Origin of the sequence: Paenibacillus sp. FSL H8-0457, assembly GCF_038051935.1 — a bacterium.
In the GTDB taxonomy this organism is placed as follows: Bacteria; Bacillota; Bacilli; order Paenibacillales; family Paenibacillaceae; genus Paenibacillus_AQ; species Paenibacillus_AQ lautus_A.
Genome location: NZ_CP150293.1, coordinates 1515621 through 1540546 on the forward strand (window position 1 = coordinate 1515621; position 24926 = coordinate 1540546).

Here is a 24926-nt window from a genome sequence, read left to right on the forward strand (position 1 = left end):
ATGTATTCGAATGCCTCTTAATGCATCGTGTCTTTCATCTGCTCAGCCGCGCTATCCAGCGCCGTCTTGGCGTCTTTCATGCCGACGAACATCTCCTGCGCGGCATTGATCAGAATTTGGGACAGGGAGCCGAGTTCAGGGATGGGCGGGTCCATCACGGCCGGGGCGTATACATTCTCCTGGAAATCGAAGAATTGGGCAGCCAGCGGATTCTCCGTTTTGTATTCTTCGGATTCGGCGTATTCCTTGCTGCTCGGGATCATGCCGGAACCGGCAATAATTTGCTGCGCTTCCCGGGAGGTCATCCATTCAAGGAACTCCCAAGCTTCGTCAGGATGCTTGCTGTCTTTGGAAATCATCGACACGATCGGATAATTGTGCGGGTTCGGTTTATAGGTTTGGCCTTCGTATACGACGGAAGGCTGCGGCATGAGCCCCAGGTCGTTCATTAAAGCTTCATCGCGTTCTTTGGTCATGCCGATAAACCAGGGACCATCCATCATCATGCCGGCCTGGCCGTTCCAGAACATCTCGCGGCTGACCTTCTTGTCGCGGGTTCCCGGAGGCGTGGCCTGCGGGTTCTTGATCAAATCCTGCCACCACTCCGCTGCCCAAACGTTTGGTGCGGAATTGACGTTAATCCGGTCGGCCTCGTAAGGGCCAGCTTCGCCGTCCGGGAAGTAAATGCCTCCCGATACGGGACGAGCGAGCAGCCGGTACCATTCCGAGGCGATAAAGGGATGGGTGCCGATGACGCTGGAGAACCCGTATTGTCCGTCTTTAACACCGCCAAGCTGTATGGCGGCTTCTTTGAAATCATCCATCGTTTGAATGGAGGCCGGATCGATTCCGGCGGCTTCAAACATCGATTTGCTGTAGAAAATGCCGGTTGATCCCCATGCGTAATTGGATAAGGCATAATAAGAGCCGTCCACCTTGCTCAGTTCCTGTCCGACAAGCTTGTCCTCAAGTCCGCTCGCTTGAATCTTCTCGTCGAGATTCACGAAGGTGCCCCCGCTCTGCAGCGCATTATAAGTGGCGATATTCTCCGGGTATACCTGAACGATGTCGCCCTGCGTACCTGCCAGAATCTCGGTGGTCAGTTTATCCCAGTAATTCTCGTAGTCTGTTCCATGAACTTTGATGGTGACGTTTGGGTGGGTTTCATTGTATTTGGCAATGAGTGCATCGATTGCCTTCTTATGAGGTTCTTCGGCGTATACCGACGTCTCGAACGAGATCGTAATTGGATCGCCGTCGGACGGGGCGTTGCTTGCGGAGGCCGGTTCCTTGCCACCCGAGCAGGCGCTTAATACGGTTGATAACGTAACGGCTGCAGCGATCAGCGCCGTCCATCCCTTTTTCTTTCTGTTTCTGTCTACCATTGCTAGTTCATCCCCTTCTGGTTTTTTGGTTATGGTGGAAAGCGCGGTGAGGCGCCGTTCCTTGCCCTTAATAAAAACACCTGCTGCCAGGCCAGACAACAAACACTTTTCACTTAACAAACCGAAAGGCGAATCTAGTGTTAGTGTAAACGTTACCGCGATGGCAATTTAAATAACACTGGAAAATGTATGTAATATAAATCACAAAAAACTTTTCTCTACCCGGAACTATTTTCTACTTTGCGCCCGATGGGAATGGCTGCGCGGGCAGGAGCCACTACGGATAAACGGGAAAAGGCCGAGGGACCATATTATGTCCTTCTCGACCTTCGTTTGATGTTTAGGTTCTGCGCCGTTTTATTTGCCTTTGCGGTAATCCATCGGGGGGACGCCGGTAATTTTTTTGAAAGTCCTGGCAAATGAAATCGGGCTGCTGTAACCGACCCTCTCCGTAATTTCCTGTACAGACAATGCGCTTTCCGTGAGGAGCCGTTTCGCTTCCTGAATTCGTAAATCAATCAAAAAGTCCACGAATTTCAAGCCGTACTCTTCCTTGAACAATCTGCTCAAATATTTGCCGCTGATCCCGAACTTGTCCTGCAGGTAATCAAGGGATAGTTCCGCCTTCGTATAATGCTTTTCAATATAAGCCTTAACCTCTTGGACGAGGTTTCCCTGGCTTCGCAGATTCCGCTGCGTATCCAGCCGTTCGGCAAATTGCTCCAGAAGCTGAAGCACCATCTGCGTCCAATCCTCCGGCAGGTCGATTTCTTTTTGAACCCGGTCCAGTGCCGGCATCGTTTCTGTTTTCCAGAGCAGGTAGTATTCGTCGTTCATTCCGGAAGCCGTTTTGTTCAGATGGTAGGTCAGGTAGTGCAGCACGCTGCTTGCGCCCCGGCGCGATATGCCTTCTTCCAGCATGTTCTGAAAGAGCGCCTGCATATCCGTCTTCCACTTGGCTTCTTGGAGTCGGAAGGCGTCAACGATCCGGTCAACCTTTTGAAAATAATGAAAACTATGATCCTTCGATAAGGGATCGGACGAATAAGGAATGATCATGGCACTTCGATTGACGGGCTTCGTTTGCAGGGCATCCAATGCCTCATGGTATGAATCATGCAGATTGTCCGGATGCTCGACCGGCTCCCCGAGGCCGACGGATAAGGTGAACGATAAGGCATCGGCAAATCGGCGCTGGCATTCTTCCGCGAAGGAGAGTGCCTCGAATGCCAGCTTCTCCGCTTCTGGCGATATGACCAGAATGCAAGCAAGCTGGTGCAAGGATACCCAGAGCAGCTTCACCTCGCAGGCATGATCCGACGCCGCTTCCAGGATGATGGTTTCGATGGCTTTTTGCTGAGTGCCATGCTGCATCTGACCGTAATTTGCGCTCCACTCGGAACGGTGATCCACTTCCAGGACAAAAACCAGCTGCTTGCCAAACAGCACGGGCAGGCCATGCTTGGCCGATTCCTTCTCCCATTCCTTCAAATCGAAGGAACGCGTCCCTTCCAGCAACTCATACACGAAAAAATTTTGCTGAGCCTTCAAATCCTCCTCGAACTGAAGCTGGAACCTTGCGTTCTGATCAATCATGTTTTGCAATTTAGAATTGATGAACGTAAATTCGTTTTTATGGATTTCCTCCGGGGCGTCCTCCTTGGAGGATAGCTGCTGCAGCTGGTTGACCAGGCGCTGAATGGGCCTGTAATTTTGCAGCGTCACGTAGACGATCCAGGCGACCGAAACGGCACAGAGAAGCAAACCGGCAATAAACCAAATGTTCGATAGGCTGATGATGAAATTGAAGGTATCTGCTCCTTGAACGCTGCTAACGATGCGCCAGCCCGTATAGTCGGAATTCGCTTCCGACTGAAGGGCGCCGTTGCTGGTTCCGCTCCTGCTGACGGAAGTCTCCGATTTTGCCATATCGAACACGCTGTTCCCTTGTGTATCATATAGGCTTAGTATGCGGGAAGACGGGTCGTGCATTTGAAGAAGCATTCCCTGCAGGGCGTCAGCGCTTACATTAACGACGATTAACCCATGATGCTTGGAGAAGATGGAAACGCTGCGCGTCAATGAGACGACGGGGACCCCTTTGTCGGACGGAAGCTCCTTATACAGCCTGGTATCCGACCAATGGCTGTTGGGTGCTTCCAGCTTGGAGCGGATGAAGGCGTTATCGGCATATTGATCCAAGGAATAGCTTGTGCTTTCATTGAGGACTTGATTATGATCCGCTTGAACCATGTAAATGGAATGAATCAGAGGATTGGTCATTTTTAAATCGCGCAATAGATTCATCACGTCCACCTGAAGGGGCAGATCCTTTTCCGTGCTTCTGGAGAAAAAGGAGATGACCTTTCGATTGCGCAGCATCTCAAGCGAAATTTTCTGATCCAGGGAAGACAACGACGTATCGATCATCAGCATCGCTTGCTGGGTTACGAAAGCATTGGAACGCTCGGCATCCTTTCGGTTGCTTTCGCTCAATGATTGAAAAAAGACGAAAAATAAAAAGGCGGGGACGATCAGAAAAGCAGGGATATACAGCATAAGCATCCGCGTAAACCAGTTACGATTCATGTTGGTTCCTCTTTCCTAGGCAAACATAAAGGATATGCACACGTTATGGCCTTCGAATAGTCATGAATAGATCTTCGGCTGTTATTCTTGTGAAGTGTTTGTGTTACAAATAGCAATTCTTTATGTTAGTTTATCAGACATCATGTCGATTTGACTACAATATTGTCGGAAATGTGACAAAGAAACATGATGTATGGTGGATTTTTCCATTAAACATGGTAAAATTCAAGAAACGGTTCAACCGAAGACTTGCGTTGTATATCCGACATGCTAATCGATAGAAAATGGAGGAGGACGCAGCCAATGGAGCCAAAGACAACTTTCAGCGATATTCCCAAAGGATTCGCGGCGTGGTTTTTTAAGCAGAGGCGCAGATATACGTCAAACAAGAAGATCGAATGGATGGTTGAGCGGCTGTTCCAAGGTCTTCTTATCGTTTGGGGGATCATTCTCATTCGGTGGTTCATCCTGATCACGATTGCAACATTGCGGCATTTCGGGGTTTTTGATTGAAGAGGTGAGATGATCCGAGGCTGACGCATGTTATAAGCAGACCGAAATACATATGGAAGAAAAGAATAAGGAAGCCGCCAGCTCGAATGCAGCTGCTGCTCTGGGAAGCCCGACTTTGGAGGTCGAGGCTTTTTTTGCTGCTTGGAGCCATTTTACATAAACCGCGACTGATATTGAGCATCCGTTAACACTTCCTCCTTACACTTGAATGTAAATAAGGTAGAAGAGGGGATATGGAGTTGAAGCATAAAAGCATGAAAGTAGTCTCGCTGTTGATGGCAGCGGAAATCACGATGGCCTCTCTATTTTCGGGGGGCAGCGTGTATGCTGGCGGGGGGCAGGAATTGCTCCAGACCGCCAGCATGGAGACGACATCACAAGATGCAGCTATAGCTGCCGTGGATTTGGGCATTACCGATATGATCTTTCCGGATGCATATGCGGATGAGCCGTATGCGGTCACCGTAGAGGTATATGGTGGACAAGCGCCGTATGCGTTCTCCGCGACAGGTTTACCGGCAGGCTTGACCCTTGCGTCCGATACGGGAGCCATTTCAGGTACGCCTGCGGCTGGCCAAGAGGGCGAGCATACGGTTGAGGTAACGGTACAGGATAGTGCAGCCTTACCTGCTACGGCCCAGTCGGTTGTGAAATTGCAAATATTGGGCAAGCGTCCCGCACCTGTGGCCGACAAGCTGGCCATGAAGATGATCGGACATTATTCCGTAGGTACTTCCAACAAGGATGGCGGCGTAGCGGAGATTGTAAAATACAACAAAGATAACGGGAAGCTCTATTTGGTTAACGGATCGACCCAGCCGGCCAGTCTCGAAATCGTGTCTCTAGGCGCCGATGGCAGCTTGGTTAAGGACAAGCAGATCCATGTAGAAGATTTGGCGAACACGGGCGGTTTCCTGTATGGAGACTTGACCAGCGTGGATATCAACACCAAGACGAAGCAGGTCGTGGTTGCCGTTCAGGAGCAGGATCATACGAAAGCCGGCAAGGTCCTGGTGCTCGACTATGACGGCGGCTTGATCGGATCCTATGAAACCGGCGTTCAGCCGGATATGGTCAAGTACACGTCCGATGGCCGTTATATCCTGACGGCGGATGAAGGCGAGCCCCGCACGGAGACCGCACCGGATCCGGAAGGAAGCATCACGATTATCGATACTTTGGCTGGCGAAGTAAGCCATTTGAAGTTCGATGACCCGTCGATCATTGACGATCGGGTGCATATTCGCGGGAATGTAGAAGCGGACGGCCAAATTCGCAGCACCGGAACGAAAAACGATGCCGTCCATGATCTGGAGCCCGAATACATCGCATTGTCGGAGGACGAGCTGACAGCGTACGTGGCCCTGCAGGAAAACAATGCGATAGCCGTGGTCGATATCGCCTCGAAGCGGGTTCAATCGGTCCGGGGACTCGGATATAAGGATTTCAATCAACCGGAAAATCAGCTCGACCTCCTGAAGGATGGACAAATCAAGTTTGAGAATGTTCCTTTTTACGGCATGTATATGCCGGACGGAATTGCGACCTACAGCGTGAACGGGCAGCAGTATATTCTGTCCGCGAACGAAGGGGACGCTACCGGCTGGGATGACCGAAGCAATGAAAGCGACATCGGCAAAATGAAATCCAATCTGGATCCATCGTCGCCGGCAGCCCAATTCCTGGCTGGCAAAGGGACAACCTATGACAAGGTTGAAGTTGCGAGCGATATGGGCAATGAAGGGCTGTATCTGTACGGGGGGCGTTCCTTCTCCATCTGGAATGCGGCGGATTTGTCCCAGACATACGACAGCGGCAGTGATTTTGAGAAGATTACGGCGGAGCGCTTGCCGAATCATTTCAATGCAAGCAATGACAAAACCGATCTGGACAGCCGCAGCGCCAAGAAAGGCCCGGAGCCGGAATATGTTGCCGTGGGCAAGGTCGGACAGAAGACGCTGGCTTTTGTCGGACTGGAGCGCATTGGCGGCGTCATGACCTATGACGTAACGGATCCGGCCGCGCCGGCGTTCCTGAACTACTTCAACTCGCGGGATTTCAACGGAGGCATCCAATCGGATTCCGGACCGGAGGGACTGGACTTTATTCCGGCTTCGGACAGCAAAACAGGACGCCCGCTGCTGCTGGTTGCGAATGAAGTTAGCGGAACGGTGGTGCTGCTGGAGCTTCAGGTGACCAAAATTACGGTGGATAAGCCATCGCTCACGTTGAAAACGGGCGGGTCCCCGGAACCGTTGCAAGCAAGCGTTGAGCCCGTTCAGGGCGGATCGGCCGAGCTGGCTTGGCGTTCCTCCGACGAAACGGTAGCCGCCGTGGACCAAAACGGCCTGGTTACGCCGGTATCCGCAGGAGAAGCCGTGATCACCGTCCTGAGCAAGGATGGCTACGGTTCGGCGGAAGTATCGGTTAACGTAACGGACGGTTCGCCGGATGGAGAACCGTGGAAGTTAACGGTGATGCATACCAACGATACCCATGCGCATCTGGCGGAAGTGGCCAGACGGGCTACGCTGGTTCAGGAGATCCGCAGCGAAGGCGGAAACAGCCTGCTGCTGGATGCTGGGGACGTCTTTTCCGGCGATCTGTATTTCACCAAATGGTTTGGGCTGGCTGATCTGGCCTTCATGAACTATATGGGGTATGACGCGATGACGTTCGGTAACCATGAATTCGATCAAGGCACCAAGACGCTTGCGGATTTCGTGAGCAAGGCGCATTTCCCGCTCGTCAGCGCGAACGTGGATCTTAGCCGCGACGCTAACATTTCACATTTGATTAACAAGCCGGCGGTTATCGATACCGATCAGCCCAAGACGACGGCAAATAGCGGGGTATACCCATACGTGATACTGCTGGTTGACGGCCAGAAGGTCGGGGTGTTCGGCTTAACGACCGAAGATACCGCGGAAACCTCCAGCCCGGGTAAAGACGTGGTCTTCCGTGACGCGGTGAACTCGGCTCAGGCTACCGTTGAGGCGATGGAGAAGGAGGGGCTGGACAAGATCATCGCCCTGTCCCATCTAGGGTACGCCAAAGATCTGGCGCTGGCCGAAGCCGTCGAAGGCATCGACCTCATCGTCGGAGGTCATACCCATACGACGCTAAACGCGCCGGAAGTGGTGACGGACAGTCAGCATCATACCCCTACCGTCATCGTTCAAGCGAATGAATGGGGCAAGTTCCTCGGCCGGGTAGATCTGCAGTTTGATAAAAACGGCGTTGTTCTCGTGGGAGACGGCGAACTTGGCGGGAAGCTGATTCCGGTAGACAACACGGTCCAGGAAGACACGCAAGCGAAGGATATGCTGGCTCCTTACAAAGCGGAATTGGAAGAACTGATGAAGCAGGTTATCGGCATTGCCGGAGTCGAGCTTGACGGCAAACGCGAGAATGTCCGCTCCAAGGAGACGAACCTGGGCAATCTGATTGCCGACGGCATGCTGGCTAAAGCCAAAGAGCTGAAAAACGCCGATATTGCCCTCACGAATGGCGGAGGCATCCGCGCCGCGATTGATGAAGGCGATATTACGATGGGCGAGCTGCGTACGGTGATGCCTTTCGGAAATACGCTGTTTGTTATGGACGTCACCGGACAGCAGCTGAAAGACGGGCTGGAAAACGGAATAAGCGCTGCCAAACTGGCGGATCTGCCAGGGAAGTTCCCGCAAATCGCCGGGATGAAATTCAAGTGGGATCCTAGCGCACCGGCAGGAGATAAAGTGTTCGACGTACAGATCATGAAAGACGGAAGCTACAAACCTCTGGTATTGACCGAAACGTACCGGATGGCAACGAACAGTTTTGTAGCCAAGGGCGGAGATGGATACAAATCCTTTGCCGATGCGATTGCCGAAGGGAAATACAACGAGGATCTGGGTTACCCGGATTATGAAATTTTCATGGAATATGTGAACAAGCTGGGCGGTAAGGTGTCGCCGAAGGTCGAGGGCCGAATTACGGAGCAGAAGAAGCCGGCAAATCCTGGCGACGGCTCTTCTCCTGGATCGGGATCAGGCGGTTCGGGAGGCGGTTCGGTAACGCTGCCGACAACGCAGCCTAATCCTCCTTCCACGGGCGGTAATACCTCCGAGCCGAACGTGATGACAGGCAATAGTTTGAATATTAGCGCCGCTGCGGGCGGAACGATGGACCGCATTACGGTAAAGGAAGAGGCGTGGAAAAAGGCCTTGACCGAATTATCCGCGAACGGGCAGCAGGAACTGATTATTCGGGCTCCTGAACTGAACCGTGCCGCGGAGCTGTCCCTTCCGGCAGCAGGCCTGAAGCAGGCCATGGAACGGAATCCGAAGGCAACCCTGGTGCTGGAGACCGCACTTGGAGCCTTCCGTCTTCCGATAACGGCTCTGCCTCTGGATGAGGCTCTGGAGACGGCACAAGGGTCCGGCGGCATCGAGGTGAAGGTGTCGGTGGCTCCGGCAGCAGGCAAGGTAGCGGACGCTATGACAAGCAAGGCCTCTTCCATGGGCGCCTCGTTGGCAGCGAATGGAGGACTGCGGTTCGGCGCAGCGGTTGGAGCGCCTGGCGCAGAACAGGAACTGAAGGATTTCGGGAAGCGCGTCATCAGCCGTATCATGCCGCTGCCGGCAGGGATGAATCCGGATTCGCTTGCTGCCGTCATTTATGACGAAGCGGCGGGGACTTTCCGGTTTGTACCGGCCGTAAGGACGACATGGAACGGTAAAGCGGCGATCGAAGTCAAGCATGCCGGAAACGGCGTTTATGCGCTGCTGCAATACAAGAAGGCGTTTGCGGATCTTGACGGCCACTGGGCGCAATCGGAAATCGAATCCATGGCTTCCAAGCTGCTCGTGAACGGAGTCAACGCGGACTCCTATGCACCGGGCAAGGCGATCACGCGAGCTGAATTTACGGCCATGCTCGTCCGTGCGATGGGGCTCAGCCCGGTCATCGAGAGCGGTGCATTCAAGGATGTTCAGGATCATTCCGCGTATGCCGGCGAGATTGGCGCAGCCTCGCGCTACGGCTTGATCGAGGGCGGCAACGGCGGTGCCTTCTCGCCGAATGCCAGCATGACCCGAGCGGAGATGGCTGTAATGATCACCCGGGCCATGGAGGCGGTGAATCCGGCAGATCTATCGAATCAGGGTGCGAATGCCGCTGCCGGATTCAAGGATCAGGCATCCATCCCGGCATGGGCGGCTGCCCATGTGGCCAGTCTTACTAAGCAAGGCATCGTACAGGGTGACAACCATGGCAATTTCGGAGCACTCGATTCGGTTACCCGCGCGCAAGCGGCGCTGATTCTGAACCGTGCTCTGGTCCAACTGAAATTCGTCGACTAGAATGAATTGAAGTCATCAACCGACAAGACCGTCCTTAAGGTTCTCCAGGAGCCTTGGGACGGTCTTTTTTATAGGTTTGACTATAAAAGCACGCTGCTATATGAAATTAAGCATAAGAGCTGCCGGAAGACAGCAAGGAGATTAAATAGTTGAGTGGCGCGGTAATATGTTTGTTTTTGGATAAGAGAATCTGCGAATAGAAGGGCTGTATGGGTCCTTGTTTGATCGAAAAGCCCGAAAGTGAATTGTGCTGCAACTGTTCGGCCGCTGCAATCCTCGGAATCATGGCAATTCCCATCCCATAGATTACACATTGCTTGATCCCCTCAATGCTTCCCATTTCCGATACCGTTTCATAAGTCACGCCATTGTCGTTCATGGACCTCTCCAACGCTTCCCTGTAAGTACACCCTTTTTCCGTGAAAATAAACGAGCTGTTGTGCAACTCATGAATCGATACATCGTTTCTTCCGCTTAATGGGTGATCCTTCGGGCATATGAATACGAAATCCTCGTGCCGGATCGGCAAGGAACGCAGATCAGGTGCCGTGATGGGCGTGTTCAGAACGATGGCTAGATCGATTTCCCCGTTCTTCAGCTTACTGATATTTTTATCGTCTGATGTCGGGAAGAAGGTTACGTTGAGCTTGGGATATTTTTTACGGAACATTTGGAAGTAGGGCGGCAGCAGGAAAGCGGCGAGAGTCTCCGTCGTCCCGATCGTTACGTCCACAACCGCATCAGGGATAAACAGATTCTCCGCTCCAAGGTAGCCATCTACGATTTTGTCCGCATAACCCAGTAGTCGAAGTCCTTGCTCCGTAAGCTTGAGCTTGTTGCTGTGTCGCTCAAACAGCTTGGTTCCAAAATGGTTCTCGAGCTTCTTGATTTGAACGCTGACGGTGGGCTGGGCATAGTTCAGCTGTTCAGCAGCCTTGGTCAGGCTTTGGCAGCGGGCGGCTTCCCGGAAGGTGATGAAATACTGGATGTCCATATTATTCCTCCGCACGTTGAGATATTAATAATCGTAATAGACTCTATTACGTTCCTTAGAGATGAGTCCCGGTTAGCTTATGATATATTATTATATAATTCCAAGCGGAATACTAGTGTTTATACAAAAAATTATCGTTCATCAAGGAGTGGAGTCGAGGTATGAGATCAATAAACAGATGGATCGGCAAGGGACTGCTGATCGGTTTCATTGCTGTACTTGCCGCTTGCGGCAGTAGTCCGGAATCGGGCAACGGGCCGGCGGCAGACCCTGGATCAGAACCGGCAAATCCGGTATCGGGCGGTACGCTGAATGTGGCGTATCCCGCAAATCCGGCAACGCTGGACCCCCATTTAACGACCAACCAGGCGACAAGGGACGTGTCGCGAAACATTTACGAGCAGCTGCTCACACTCAACAAAAACTATGAAGTCGTGCCTCAGTTAGCTGAATCGCTCGATATCAGCGATGATGGCAAAACCTACACGTTCCATCTGCGTCAAGGGGTTCCTTTTCACAATGGCAAGGAGATGAAGGCTGAGGATGTGGTGGCTTCCATGGACAAGTGGCTGTCGACGTCGACGCAGGGACAAGCCAATCTGCAAGGTGCGAAGTTCAAGGAGGTGGACCCCTATACCGTTGAACTGACGCTGGAGCGCCCCTCATTAGTAGGTTCGTACATTCTGGCTGACACGGCACCGTTCCCGGGAATTATGCCGAAGGAGGTCATTGAATCGGCTGCTGCGGAGGGCATCAAGGAGTATATTGGGACAGGTCCTTACAAGCTGGAGGAGTGGAAGACCGACCAATACGTGCATTTGACGAAGTTTGCGGATTATGCAGCGCAAGCGCAAGAATCCAGCGGACTTAGCGGGAAGAAAAATGCCTATTTGGACGAAATCTATTTTCGTTACGTGACCGATGAATCGACGCGCGTAGCTGGAATCATGACAGGTGAGTACGATGTCGCCTTCGGCATTCCTTTCGATAATGCCAACCAGATCGACGCAACTGACGGGGTTAGCAATTACTTCAGTGAGGGTGGAATCGTAACCTACGTATTTAATAAAAAAGCCGGTCCATTCGCGGATCAGAAGTTAAGGCAGGCGTTCAATACTGCGCTGAGCTATGACGAAGCTCTTACAGCCGCCTACAGTGACAATCGCTTCTTTGAACTCGATTCCTCCCTGGCCTTGACCTCCCAAACCGATTGGTACAGTCAGGCCGGCTTGGATCGATACAATGTGAACGACCTAGAAAAAGCCAAGCAGCTTGTGGCCGAGTCCGGTTATAACGGCGAAAAGGTCGTAATCCTGACGACGCGCGACTATCCGGAGCAGTACAATCTGGCCGTTGTTGCGCAGGATGTTCTGAAATCCATCGGTGTGAATGCGGAACTGGACGTATACGATTGGCCGACCGTGCAGGAACGTCGTACAGATGAGAACAATTTCGACCTGTTTGCTATGACGTTTGCAACGCGTGCGACTATTCACCAGTATCCATTCCTTGAATCCAGTGCCAATTATCCGGGATGGTCCAACAGCCCTGAGCTGGACGATTTACTGGCTCAAATTCAGGCAGCTCCTTCCATTGAAGAGGCTAAACCATTGGTGGATCAGCTGAATGAAGTCAATTGGGACTACCTGCCGATTATTAAGCTGGGGAATATACAGAATCTGATTGCAGTCCGCGATAACGTGAAAGGATTCGAGGATTTGATCGGTCCCATCCTGTGGAATGTAACGCTTGAAAAATAAATGTACGGCGGTCTGGGGCTGATGAAGCATCACGGAATCGCCATCATCGTTCATGCGGGTTTGGATGCGAGGGCGGTCTGCTCCTTCTGAGACAGGCCGCTTACTTGTATGAGGGAAGTTCTCGACACTGAAGGAGTGCCATCATGACCAAGTATATTGTTCAGCGAATATTGTCACTGATCCCCATATTGTTAGTTGTGGCCGTTGTCGTATTTATGCTGATCCATCTGACGCCAGGTGATCCGGCAAGCGTGATCCTAGGGGATGAGGCCAGTGAAGAAGCCGTTGCTCAGCTGAGAGCCCAGCTTGGGCTGGATCTCCCGTTATATCAGCAGTTCATATCCTGGTTCGGGGGTGTGGTAACAGGAGATCTGGGTGAGTCCATTTTCATGGATATGAGCGTTGCTGAGGCGTTCTTTAGCAGAGTTCCTCCTACGCTGTCACTTGCCATTCTGGCTCAGATTTTCGCCGTGATCATTGCGCTGTTTCTGGGTATTATTGCCGCCCGCAAAAGAGGCACGCTGGCAGACCAAGCCGTCATGGGGTTCTCGCTGCTCGGCATTTCGGTACCCAGCTTTCTGCTCGGGTTATTCCTGATCCTGTTCTTTGCCGTAAAGCTGCAATGGCTGCCCGTAGCGGGATATCAACCGCTGAGCAGCGGGCTATGGAACCATCTTCGTTATTTGCTGCTCCCCGCGATTGCCCTGGGTGCGATGCAGGCTGCATTAATTGCGAGAATGACGCGCTCATCGATAATTGAGGTGCTCAGCGAGCAGTACATTAAAACCGCAAGGGCAAAGGGACTTAAAGAGAGAATCGTCGTCTATAAACATGCGCTTAAAAATGCGTTCATTCCGATTCTTACCGTAATTGGGGAGACGTTCGGCACCTTGATTACCGGGGCCTCGGTTATTGAAACGGTATTCAACGTTCCCGGCATCGGGCAGCTTATTATCCGTTCCATCGAACGCCGGGATTTCGCCGTCATTCAAGGCAGTATCCTGCTCATCACTGTAACGTACGTGCTGCTGAATTTGCTAATAGATTTGCTGTACGGTCTCCTTGATCCCCGAGTCAAGTTGAATCGTCGATAGGAAGGAGTGAAGATGATGTCTGAAGTGAAGCTTGCCGCTTCAGCGGCTACGCCGAAGCCGGGAGCGCTGAAGTGGCGGCGTTATATATCAAGCCCACTCCTGATGACGGGCACCGTTTTGGTGGCCTTGGTGTCATTAGCCGCGCTTCTTGCACCGTGGATTGCTTCCCATGATCCCTATGCGCTGGAGGCGATGAATCGGCTAAAGGCCCCGAGTGCAGAGCATATTTTCGGAACGGACAATTTTGGCCGGGATGTGTTCTCCCGGGTACTGTATGGCATGCGTGTATCTTTGCTGGTAGGAGCCGCAGTCACGCTGATCGCTGGATTGATTGGTCTCGTTGTGGGTTTGCTGTCTGCTTATTACGTCCTATGCGATCATATTCTGATGCGAATATGCGACGGACTCTATGCGTTCCCGTCCATTCTGCTGGCCATTTCGATTGTAGCGATCATGGGGCCGCGGACGAGTAATGTCATCATTGCGCTGTCCATCGTGTATATTCCATCCATTGCGCGCATCGTGAGGTCGGCTGCGCTGGTCATCAAGGAGAAGACGTATATTGAGGGACTGCGTGCACAAGGTGCAGGTCCTGTCCGGATTATTGCTCTGCATATTTTACCGAATGTGTTGTCCCCGTTAATCATACAGGCCTCCTTTATCTTCGCGGTATCCATCTTGACGGAAGCGTCCTTGAGTTTCCTAGGGGCAGGCATTCCTGCACCGGCTCCCAGTCTTGGAAACCTGCTGTTGGATGGGAAGAACGTGATCTTTAACGCCTGGTGGATGACGGTTTTTCCCGGAATTTGTATCATACTGATGATCCTGGGCTTGAATCTGATGGGAGACGGTCTGCGCGATCTTCTAGATCCGAAGATGAAGAAAAAACATGCATTTCGCAAAAAACAGACGCAAGGCATCGATAGGAGTGAACTTAAGTGAGCCAAACTCCTTTATTGGAAGTGAAGAACTTGATCACTACCTTCGCGACAGATGACGGTACGGTCAATGCCGTGGATGGGGTGTCATTTCAAGTTTACCCGGAGGAAACGGTAGGCATTGTCGGGGAATCCGGATGCGGAAAGAGTGTGACGGCAGAATCGATTCTGCGTTTATTCGATGAGACGACAACCCGATATGACGGAGAGATTCGGTTCGCGGGCCAGGATCTGCTTCAACTGAGCGAAGAGAAGATGCGGACTGTGCGCGGTAATGATATCTCGATCATCTTTCAGGACCCGATGTCCTCTCTGAATCCGGTGTATACGATTGGCGACCAGATTATTGAAGCGATAACCCTGCATCAGAAGGTATCGTCCCGGCAGGCCCGCGATCGGGCAGTGGAATTGCTTCGGCTGACCGGAATTTCCGATCCGCAGAAGCGTTTCCGTGCTTATCCCCACGAACTGTCCGGAGGCATGCGCCAGCGGGTGATGATTGCGTTAGCCTTGTCCTGTGAGCCGAGGCTTCTGATTGCAGATGAGCCGACCACAGCGCTGGATGTCACGATTCAAGCTCAGATTCTGGAGCTGATGAACGAGTTGAAGGCCAGGCTTCGGATGGGTATTATGCTCATCACCCATGATCTGTCGGTCGTGGCACAGATGTGTTCGCGGGTGATCGTGATGTATTTGGGAGAGGTTATCGAAGAGACCGATGTGGTGACGCTGTTTGATCATCCGCTTCACCCCTACACCATGGGACTGCTGCAATCGGTGCCAAACATGGAAGGGCAGCGTAAAGAGAAGCTGTATGAGATTAAGGGCTCGGTTCCGGCGATGCAGGATGTGGCGCATTGCTGCCGGTTTGCCCCAAGATGTCCGTTTGCCACGGATGTATGCAGATCAGAGCCGCCCATACTGGAAGAAGCAGCAGATGGACATCGGGTCCGCTGCTGGCATTACAAGGAAATTGCAGAAAGCAGAGGTGAAGGAGATGTCTTCAGTTACATCGGTTACGAAGCATGAGCCTCTGCTGGAGGTTAAACATTTAACGAAATATTTTGCGTTGAAGTCCGGCTCCTCGTGGAGGAAGCAGCAGGTGAAAGCGGTGGAGGATGTATCCTTCGTCATCCATGAAGGAGAAACCTACGGTCTGGTCGGAGAGTCCGGCAGCGGGAAGAGCACAACCGGCAGAACGATTATGCGATTGACCGATCCCTCCGCCGGAGAGGCGTTTTTTGACAATCAGGACATTTTTTCTTTACGATCCAAGGCGCTGCAGAATTTTCGCCGAGAAGTCCAGATGATCTTTCAGGATCCGAACTCTTCACTGGATCCGAAGAAAAGAATCGGTTACAGCGTAGCCGAGCCGATGATCATTCATGGACAAGGAACGAAGGCGGAGCGCCAGGAGCGTGTGCTGGAGCTCATGAGCCGAGTTGGATTTGCCTCGCATCATCTGGACAGGTTCCCGCATGAATTCTCCGGAGGCCAGCGGCAGCGAATCGGCATAGCCAAGGCACTCGCATTGAGTCCGAAGCTGGTGGTATGCGATGAACCGGTATCCGCGCTCGATGTGTCCATCCAATCGCAAATACTGAACCTGCTGGTGGAGCTTCAGTCGGAATTTCAACTGTCGTACCTCTTTATTGCGCACGATCTAAGCGTTGTGAGGCATATCGCGGACCGGATTGGCGTGATGTATTTGGGACATCTGGTGGAACAGGCACCTACAGACGAGCTGTTTGCGCATCCGCTGCATCCGTATACGCAGTTTCTCCTCTCCGCGATTCCGGCACCTCATCCGAAGACAAAGCGGGAGCGGATTATTCTCCAAGGGGATATTCCGTCCCCGTTGAATCCGCCTTCCGGCTGTGTATTTCATACCCGGTGTCCGTATGTGTTGGATGTCTGCAGACAAGTCAAACCCGCCAATCGGGAAACATCGACAGGGCATACGGTTCAATGCCATTTGTTCGAGGAATCCGCAAGCGGGAGTTAACGATATCGAAAGGGAAAGGGGATTGATGGCGTGACTACAGCAGACTGGAAACAGAAAGAGGCGGAAATGTTAAAAGAAATTGAGGAGATCGTGAACATCGAGAGCGGCACGTTCTTGAAATCAGGCGTGGATCTCGTAGCGTCCAGAATGGGGCGTCTGTATGTGGAGGCCGGGTTCCAGGTCACTGTACAGGCTCAGACAGAGCGAGGGAATAATCTGCTCATCACCCATCCGGAGGCCGCTAATCCGGAAATATTGATTATTGCGCATATGGATACGGTGTTTCCGGAGGGGACGGTGGCGGAGCGTCCATTCTCCAGGGATGGGAAGCGTGCTTATGGGCCGGGTGTATTCGATATGAAGGCGAGCCAGGTTACGACGCTGTATGCGATCAAGCATCTTATTGAGTCGGGCAGCAACAGCTACAAGAACCTTCGCATTATCCTCAATTCGGATGAGGAGGTCGGCTCCGTTCATTCGCGGGCGCTGATCGAAGAACAGGCCAAACTCAGCAAATACGCCCTGATTGTCGAGCCGAGCGACGAGGACGGAACGCTGGTTACGGGACGAAGAGGCGGCGGCAAATATTATTTGACGGTAAAAGGGGTAGCTGCCCATTCCGGAGCTGAACCCGAGAAAGGACGGAGCGCCATTGGCGAGCTTGCTCATAAAATCATCAAGCTTCACGCTTTGAGTGATCCAGCGGTTGGGATAAACGTCAATGTTGGCGTAATCAGCGGGGGAACTTCAAGCAATACGATCGCTCCCCATGCGAATGCTTTCATTGATGTAAGAATGAGCACGAAGGAGCAGGCGGATGAGCTGGATCGAAAAATCCGCGAGATTTGCTCCACGGTCGATATCGAGGGGACATCGCTCGAACTTACGGGTGGCATAACCCGGCCGCCGATGATCAAGAATGAGGCTTCGGAATGGCTGCTCCGCATCGTGCAGGAGGAAGCGCGTGAGCTGGGCGAGGATATCGGCGATAAAAGCGTGGGTTCCGGTTCCGATGCCAATATCACTTCGGCGGTAGGCATTGCTACCATCGATGCACTCGGACCGCGCGGCGGGAATGCCCACAGCCAAGATGAATACTTGAATATCGATACATTGGTGCCGCGTACCCGGCTGCTCGCTAATGTCATTGAGCGATTGAGCCGTGGACAGCAAGGATAAGGGAGGATGATGGGAACATGACAAAAGCATACATTATACATGAGAACGAGAGCTGGATCGTGCCGCTCCGTCAAGCGTTGGAAGAGCAGGGGGTTCCGCATGAGTTCTGGCATCTGCACGAGGGAACGCTCGATTTGGGCCAGCTGCCACCGACAGGCGTCTTTTATAACCGGATGAGTGCCTCCTCCCATTCCCGGAACCATCGGTATGCGGCGGAATATACGTCTAACGTGCTGGCATGGCTGGAGCATAACGGGCGTACGGTACTGAATAACAGCCGGGCCCTGGAACTGGAAATCAACAAAATCAAGCAGTACCTGGAGCTGCAAAAATTCGGCATCGAGACCCCGGCTACGGTGGCCGCAGTAGGGAAGGAAGCAGTCATTCAAGCGGCGAGGGAATTTCCTTACCGCTCCTTTATTACGAAACATAACCGTGCCGGCAAAGGGCTTGGCGTCTACTTGTTTGATAGTTTAGAGAGCCTGGAGACCTATGTAAACGGACCGGGCTTCGAGGAATCGGTAGATGGCGTAACCTTAATCCAGCAATACATCAAGAACGAGGATCAGTATATTACCCGCTGCGAATTCATCGACGGCAAATTCTATTATGCGGTTCGGGTAGACACTTCCGAAGGATTCCAATTGTGTCCGGCCGATGCTTGCCAGATTAGCGACCAATTCTGTCCTGTCGGCGAGGAAGCGGTTATACGGCCGAAGTTCGAAGTCATTAACGGATTCGACAGCCCGCTCATTGCCAAGTACGAGGCGTTTCTGCAGCAGAATGGCATCAGCTTTGCGGGAATTGAATTTATTACCGATTCGGCTGGCAAGACCTATACGTATGACGTGAACACCAATACGAACTACAATCCCGATGCCGAAGCGCTTGCGGATGTATCAGGTATGAAAGAGATCGCCAGAACGCTCTCGGAGTATTTGAAGCGGGAGCTTGTGCTGCGGTGAACGGTTAACGCTAACCTGAGTTAAGGAGAAGTGCCCAGTTTCCGATAATATCAGTGAATGAATAAGCTGATAAGGATGTGGCCTTATGCGTATCGAATTCGACTATATGAACTGGAACACTGCTAAGTGGAAGAAAGTCGAACCTGCCCAAGGAAGGTTTGAAGAGATACTCCAGAAGAGCAAGAAGGAGGAGAGCCAAGGGAAGCTTGTGACGATAAGGGAAGGCAGATATTTGCGTCAGTATATCGTTCGGCCTGATGGCAGCAAAATATTGTTGAGTGAGTCGAAACAACCTGAGGAGACAGTTGTGGAAAGTGCTTCACAGCTGTTATCTAAGCCTCATTGGGGGGGAATGAGCCTCAATACCAAGGAAGCGCTAGATTTGCTGAATCTCCAGGCAGGAGCGGCTGTTGTCAAACCTAGAACGTATTCGGGATAAGAACAAGAGATGGTAAAATATCATACTGGTAACAAATTGATACTTGCTGTATAATTCTCAGTAAGTATTGGATGAACGTGAGATTTTTCATTGTATTCAAGTCTAATTTCGTTTATTTTGAAAATAGATGTATTTACATGAAAGGATTCATGTTATAATTTCAATATAACAACTAAGTTTATAGGAATTATCGGTTAATCAGTTTGATGGCACGACCAAAATAAAACATGAATATGGATCTTCGGGGTAAGGTGAAATTCCTGACCGGCGGTGATGGTTCGTTCCTTCGCGAACGAACCCAAGCCCGCGACTCGCTGCGTTCTGTATCCAACATGAATGCAGCGACTGACTTGGTGCAATTCCAAGGCCGACGGTAAAGTCCGGATGGGAGAAGATCAAAGATGAGTTTGCCGTGAATGTGAATATTCCATTCGACGCAGGCTTATTTGATCAGCCCCCGTATACGTCGGCCATGCCGATGACGGGGGCTTTCTGCTAGTAAGACCTCCGTATTCAAGACAGGAGAGGGCAAGATGAGTAATATGAATACCGGGATCAAGGTGAAACCTTATGGTTCCGACACACAGGCAAGTCGACGTTTTAAAGGAGGGTTCTGGCTCGTTGTTTTGGGGGCCGCCCTGTGGGGCGTTGACCCGTTATTTCGGGTCATCCTGCTCAAGAATCTGACTTCGGCTCAGATCGTTTTGCTCGAACATATCATTATTTCCCTGATTGCAATCCCTGTATTGTGGAAGAACCGGGAGGAACTAAAAGGCCTTGGCTGGAATCATGTCGGCGCGCTGCTGTTTATATCCTGGGGCGGATCGGCACTGGCAACCGTATTGTTCACAATGGGACTGTCGAGCGGCAATCTGAATGCCGTCCTGCTGCTGCAGAAGCTGCAGCCGCTGTTTGCCATCATTCTGGCCAGCCTGCTTCTGAAAGAGAAGCTCCCGCGCCATTTCGGGCTCCTGCTTATCATCGCCTTGGCAGGTACGTATTTGCTCACCTTCGGCTTAACCCTGCCGATCGGCCATTGGAACGAGTTTGTTCAAGTCGGCAGCCTCCTGTCCTTAGGCGCAGCAGCCTTATGGGGCGGCTCAACGGTCATGGGACGCTTGATGGTAGGCAAACTGAAATACGAGACGGTAACCTCGCTGCGGTTTGTGCTTGCCCTGCCGCTCTTGACCGTCTTGACATGGAGCGAGGGGGCAGCCTGGAATATGCCCGCATGGAATACGGGAGCTTTTGCCTTGGTGTCGCTCAACCTGATCGGGCAGGCACTGCTGCCGGGTCTCCTGAGCCTGCTGGTTTATTATAAAGGGTTAACCACGACCAAAGCCTCTGTGGCAACACTCGCGGAACTGAGTTTTCCCATGGTGGGCGTGCTGATCAACTGGATTGTGTTCCAGCAAATCGTGACAGGGCCTCAGCTCCTTGGATTCCTGCTGATCTGGATCGTGCTGTTCATCATATCGAGACAGCAATCCGAGGCTTCTCCGCAATTGCAATAAAATCATACGTTTGTAGATAAAGCCGATCCCGATGGGGTCGGCTTTTTTGCCGTTATCCCAAGCAAAGCTACTCCAATCCGTTTGCTTGGCGAAAGGATTATTTTTTCAAAAGATGTGTAGGGTTTCCGGAATTAAAGGTGTCTTATATAGTAGCACGGGATTTGTGGCTTGGTTCTACCAACAGAGATGATTATATAAGAGGGGGAGGATCCCATGGAGGATCAGACATTGCTGGATGGGCTAGCGAGGAAAGATCCGCGATGTTTTGAAACATTGGTTGACCGCTATTCACGCTACATAGCCGCGGTGGTCGCTAAGGTGGCAGGAGGGCGGTTTAATTCCTTCGATGTGGAGGAAATCACCGGGGACGTGCTGGTCAAGCTGTGGACAGACGGGACAAAAATCATGCTGCGCGGAGATAGTCTCAAGCCTTATCTGGCCATAGCCGCGCGAAATCATACCTTGAATGCATTGCGAAAAAGGCAGCGGGTCATTGAATCCGAATTGGAAGATGACGCCGTTTCTTGTCCCTCTGCGGAGGCACTGGCTATTCTGCGGCAGGAGAAGGAAACGATAAGCGGCATGGTACAGGGGATGGGCGAACCGGATCGCGAAATATTCATCCGCAGGTACTTTTATTTAGAGAAAGTCCGCGATATTGCTAGCAGGCTGAATATGCAGGAGAAAGCCGTCACCGCCCGGATCCGCCGGGCAAGGGACAAACTGCGCATACATTATGAAACCGAGAATCCGTAGGATTTCTATAAAGACCGTGTCTATAGGAGTGAAGCTTCAAATCGATGGCGAAAGGGGATGGATGCAAGTGAAGCGGCGAATTGTAGATATCATGGCCAATATCGACAATCAGGAGCTGGACAATCTCCTCCTTACGGAGGAAGAAGAACGCGAGTTAACGCAGCAGATCAGTATGGAACGGATCAAGAGCCGAGCGATGAACCGTATTCAAGAGGAGGAAACGATGGTGTTTAAAAACAGGAAAGTGAAAAAATACAAAGCCAGTATCGTTATCGCTGCCGCGATGATTATGATACTTAGCACGACCGCTTTTGCGAGCCAATACATGGATAGCTTGAAGCAGTTCTTCGGTCAATCCGCGTCCATTGCGGAAGACGAACGGTCACCTATACAAGGGACGGATACAGCGTCCGGGGTAACCATGAATGTTGAAGAAGGGGTTTATGTCGGCAACAGCGGTTATTTGGTGGTCAGTTTCATGAAAGAGGACGGCATGCCATTCCCCGAGGGTGCTTCGATACCCCTACTTGAACTGAAAACGGAGCAGAGTGTGAATTATATGGTGGGGCAGCAGCTTCTTGACGACAACAAAAAGCTTGTCGGCGTGTTTGAGATGGATGCGATGAATGACCTCGAGGGACTGAAGGCACGGATCACAGCCGATCGAATCATGTCAGCGGACAACGCCCAAGCCGTTGAAGGCCCTTGGAATGTGCAATTCACCATTTCTCCGGGCAAGCAAAGAGAACAGAGTTTGAATCTGGCAATTGATGAGGGTAAGGAAGCACTGTCTCTCCACACCATTAGTGTTTCATCCATCGGTGTAGCCATCGAAGGCAAGCGTACCGACGGTGAGCTGGATAAACTGCCGGACTATACGCCGGAGGTTAAGGTCATCGCCGCGGACGGATCGGAATTGAAGCTTCACGCCAGCTCGACAAGCACCACAAAGAGCGGATTTCAGTGGCTGTATAATCTGGACAGCAAGAATAACCTCGTATTTCTGGGGGATATGGACATCAAAAGCGTCAGCATTGACGGCAACGTGACGGAGCTGAAATAAATATAAAGCCGGCATGGGGAAACCATAAAGGGGCAGAAGCGAAGGCTTCTGCCCCTTATCCATGATGAATACCTCGGGCAGCAATGGAACCCGAAAACCGTGAAGCAGCAGGCCATAGCCTGAATGCTCACGGTTTTTTTGCAGCTTGGGATCTGAATTTTATACATGAGAAAAAAATGTATTGAAATTGAAGAAAACGTCCATTACAATGAAACCAACTACCATACTAGTTATACTAGTGTACAAAATTACGACTCTCTACATAAGTGGAAGCAGCAGCGGAATTTTTTGAATCTAACGCTCAAGGTGAGGGGGTCTATTCTTTAAGCCAAATATGTAAGCGCTTAATTGTGGAAGGGGGCTGAAAAAAAGGGTGGCGGACATCCTGCTAAACGCTGAATAGCAGCAAACGGTATACGATTTCTTACTGAAGGTTGAATGGAGATGGATGATGAAACATGGGCTTAGTCCATGAATGAAGAAGTATGAGGAACGGCCTTACGGATTGGAGTGAAGAACGTAATGGAGCCAAAAGTTGCAAATCATTCCTTGCCTGCCGCGAAAGCGGCTAAGAAGCCAGCCAAGCTTAAAACCATCGCTGCGTTGATCCGGAAGGATTGGCAGCTGTATTCTTTATTGGTTCTACCGATTATGTATCTGCTCATTTTTAAATACGGACCGATGATCGGCAACGTGATTGCCTTCAGGCGGTTTATGCCGGGGGGCAGCATCTACGGGGAAAAGTGGGTAGGACTGCACTATTTCAACATGTTTATCCATGACCCGGCGTTCTGGAACGTGTTCAAGAACACCCTGCTGCTCGGTGCGCTGTCCCTGCTCTTTACGTTCCCGGTACCCATCATCTTCGCGCTGCTGCTGAATGAGGTGAAGAGCAAGCGATTCAAGAAATTCGTCCAGACGGCTTCGTATCTCCCGCATTTTCTGTCCATCGTCATCGTTGCCGGTATGATTCTGCAATTGACGTCGGTCAACGGCTCCATTAACTCGCTCGTGGAGTTCTTTAACGGGGAACGAATCAATTTCATGCAGCGGGCCGAGTGGTTTCGGGCGATCTATATCTCGTCTGAAATCTGGCAGGGCATGGGCTGGGGCGCGATCCTGTATCTGGCCGCCTTAACGACGATTGACGAATCCCTGTACGAGGCGGCGAGGATCGACGGGGCCAACCGCTGGAAGCAAACGCTGTTTGTCACGATTCCGGGCATCCTGCCGACGATTGTGACGCTGCTGATCCTGAACATGGGGGCATTCCTGGCGGTAGGGTTCGAGAAAATATTGCTGCTCTACAATCCGGTCATTTATGAGACGGCGGACGTGATATCGACATACCTGTACCGGGTCGGTCTCGTATCGAACAACTTCAGTTACGCGACGGCCATCGGACTGTTCGAATCCGTGATCGGGCTTATATTGGTCTTCTCCGTGAATGCGATCTCGCGAAGACTGACGGATCGAAGCTTATGGTAAGGAGGGAGCGCATATGAAGGAGTCAAGATCCTATAAGGTGTTCAAAGTGTGCAATGCCATCGTTCTGCTGTTCGTTGTCTTCATCACGCTGTACCCCTTCCTGAACGTGGTCGCTCAATCCTTCAGCGGCGAGTCGTACATCAACTCAGGGAAGGTGAATCTAATTCCGAGGGGCTTCAATCTCGATACCTACAAAACCGTGACCAAAGACGCCATGTTCTGGACGAATTACAAAAATACGGTCGTTTACAGCGTGGTCGGCACCGCCATTTCCATGTTTTTAACAACGATTTTTGCTTACGCCCTGTCCAAAAAAAGGCTGGTCGGCCGAAAGTTCCTGACGATGTTTGCCGTGTTTACGATGTTCTTCAACGGGGGGCTGATCCCGAACTATGTGCTCATTAACAGCCTGGGCTTCAGCAACTCCATCTGGGCCATCGTGATCCCGGGAGCCATCAGCATCTATAACATGCTCATCATGAAGTCCTTTTTTGAAAATATGCCGGAGGAACTGGAGGAAGCTGCGGCCATTGACGGACTGAATACGTACGGCATGCTGTTCCGGATCGTGCTGCCCTTAAGCAAAGCGGTCATCGCGACCATGGTCCTCTTCTATGCCGTCGGGCACTGGAACTCCTGGTTTCCGGCCTTCCTGTATCTGGACCAGAAGGAGCTCTTCCCGGTCACCATCTATTTGCGGAACATGATTGCGGGCGCGACGGGCGTTACTTCCACTGGCGCTACCTCGGCCGATAACCTGACGCAGATCTCCGCCAATATCAAATCGGTGACCATGGTACTGACCATTTTGCCGATATTGACGATTTACCCGTTTGTTCAGCGATATTTCGTGACCGGCATCATGCTGGGCTCCGTCAAGCAATAGGACCATCCGTAAG

18 protein-coding genes and 1 riboswitch are annotated in these 24926 nt (G+C 51.7%); of the genes, 15 read left to right on the top strand and 3 right to left on the bottom strand.

The annotated features are described in order from the left end of the window. Positions 1–17: 17 nt before the first annotated feature. Positions 18–1385: a sugar ABC transporter substrate-binding protein gene (locus MHI43_RS06465; protein ID WP_081746291.1), complete on the bottom strand. Its 1368-nt coding sequence runs from the start codon at positions 1383–1385 to the stop codon at positions 18–20. Positions 1386–1742: 357 nt separating this feature from the next. After that, positions 1743–3974, bottom strand: a complete 2232-nt coding sequence (locus tag MHI43_RS06470; protein ID WP_012819412.1) for a helix-turn-helix domain-containing protein — start codon at positions 3972–3974, stop codon at positions 1743–1745. A gap of 303 nt (positions 3975–4277) precedes the next feature. Here MHI43_RS06470 and MHI43_RS06475 point away from each other — a divergent pair, with 303 nt between their 5' ends. Next, positions 4278–4487 carry a hypothetical protein gene (locus tag MHI43_RS06475; RefSeq protein WP_036662393.1) on the top strand — a complete coding sequence of 70 codons (210 nt, stop codon included), beginning with the start codon at positions 4278–4280 and terminating at the stop codon, positions 4485–4487. A 254-nt stretch (positions 4488–4741) separates the two neighbouring features. Next, positions 4742–9832, top strand: coding sequence for a choice-of-anchor I family protein (locus MHI43_RS06480; protein ID WP_341283240.1), 5091 nt, complete (start codon positions 4742–4744; stop codon positions 9830–9832). A gap of 106 nt (positions 9833–9938) precedes the next feature. Here the strand turns inward: MHI43_RS06480 and MHI43_RS06485 are convergent, their stop codons facing one another. Then, positions 9939–10826 (bottom strand): LysR family transcriptional regulator, encoded by an 888-nt coding sequence (locus MHI43_RS06485; protein ID WP_036662397.1) that lies wholly within the window; start codon positions 10824–10826, stop codon positions 9939–9941. 161 nt (positions 10827–10987) lie between these two features. Between MHI43_RS06485 and MHI43_RS06490 the strand changes: the two genes are divergently transcribed. From MHI43_RS06490 to MHI43_RS06550, 13 genes are all read left to right on the top strand, one after another. Further along, the gene (locus tag MHI43_RS06490; RefSeq protein ID WP_036662399.1) at positions 10988–12586 is read left to right on the top strand and encodes an ABC transporter substrate-binding protein; all 1599 of its coding nucleotides are present in this window, start codon (positions 10988–10990) and stop codon (positions 12584–12586) included. A 143-nt stretch (positions 12587–12729) separates the two neighbouring features. Beyond that, positions 12730–13680 carry an ABC transporter permease gene (locus MHI43_RS06495; protein ID WP_012819417.1) on the top strand — a complete coding sequence of 317 codons (951 nt, stop codon included), beginning with the start codon at positions 12730–12732 and terminating at the stop codon, positions 13678–13680. A 12-nt stretch (positions 13681–13692) separates the two neighbouring features. Next, positions 13693–14622: an ABC transporter permease gene (locus MHI43_RS06500; protein ID WP_036662401.1), complete on the top strand. Its 930-nt coding sequence runs from the start codon at positions 13693–13695 to the stop codon at positions 14620–14622. Next, positions 14619–15647, top strand: coding sequence for an ABC transporter ATP-binding protein (locus MHI43_RS06505; protein ID WP_012819419.1), 1029 nt, complete (start codon positions 14619–14621; stop codon positions 15645–15647). Before MHI43_RS06500 ends, MHI43_RS06505 begins: the two co-directional genes overlap by 4 nt. Then, positions 15616–16623 (top strand): dipeptide ABC transporter ATP-binding protein, encoded by a 1008-nt coding sequence (locus MHI43_RS06510; RefSeq protein ID WP_015733817.1) that lies wholly within the window; start codon positions 15616–15618, stop codon positions 16621–16623. Before MHI43_RS06505 ends, MHI43_RS06510 begins: the two co-directional genes overlap by 32 nt. Before the next feature lie 30 nt (positions 16624–16653). Continuing rightward, a complete protein-coding gene (locus MHI43_RS06515) occupies positions 16654–17802 on the top strand; it encodes a M20 family metallopeptidase (RefSeq protein WP_036662406.1) in 1149 nt (382 codons plus the stop codon). A gap of 17 nt (positions 17803–17819) precedes the next feature. Then, on the top strand, positions 17820–18767 hold the full coding sequence (locus tag MHI43_RS06520; RefSeq protein WP_015733819.1) for an alpha-L-glutamate ligase: 948 nt from the start codon (positions 17820–17822) through the stop codon (positions 18765–18767). Positions 18768–18852: 85 nt separating this feature from the next. After that, on the top strand, positions 18853–19206 hold the full coding sequence (locus tag MHI43_RS06525) for a hypothetical protein (RefSeq protein WP_036662408.1): 354 nt from the start codon (positions 18853–18855) through the stop codon (positions 19204–19206). Between the two features lie 233 nt (positions 19207–19439). Beyond that, positions 19440–19606: riboswitch (FMN riboswitch) on the top strand. A gap of 142 nt (positions 19607–19748) precedes the next feature. After that, positions 19749–20720, top strand: a complete 972-nt coding sequence (locus MHI43_RS06530) for a DMT family transporter (RefSeq protein WP_200868614.1) — start codon at positions 19749–19751, stop codon at positions 20718–20720. A 213-nt stretch (positions 20721–20933) separates the two neighbouring features. Next, on the top strand, positions 20934–21476 hold the full coding sequence (locus tag MHI43_RS06535) for a sigma-70 family RNA polymerase sigma factor (RefSeq protein WP_036662412.1): 543 nt from the start codon (positions 20934–20936) through the stop codon (positions 21474–21476). A gap of 16 nt (positions 21477–21492) precedes the next feature. Next, positions 21493–22539: a hypothetical protein gene (locus MHI43_RS06540; protein ID WP_341283241.1), complete on the top strand. Its 1047-nt coding sequence runs from the start codon at positions 21493–21495 to the stop codon at positions 22537–22539. A gap of 522 nt (positions 22540–23061) precedes the next feature. After that, positions 23062–24027 (top strand): ABC transporter permease subunit, encoded by a 966-nt coding sequence (locus MHI43_RS06545; protein WP_015733824.1) that lies wholly within the window; start codon positions 23062–23064, stop codon positions 24025–24027. A 13-nt stretch (positions 24028–24040) separates the two neighbouring features. Continuing rightward, positions 24041–24913: a carbohydrate ABC transporter permease gene (locus MHI43_RS06550; RefSeq protein WP_036662416.1), complete on the top strand. Its 873-nt coding sequence runs from the start codon at positions 24041–24043 to the stop codon at positions 24911–24913. The last annotated feature ends 13 nt before the right edge of the window (positions 24914–24926 follow it).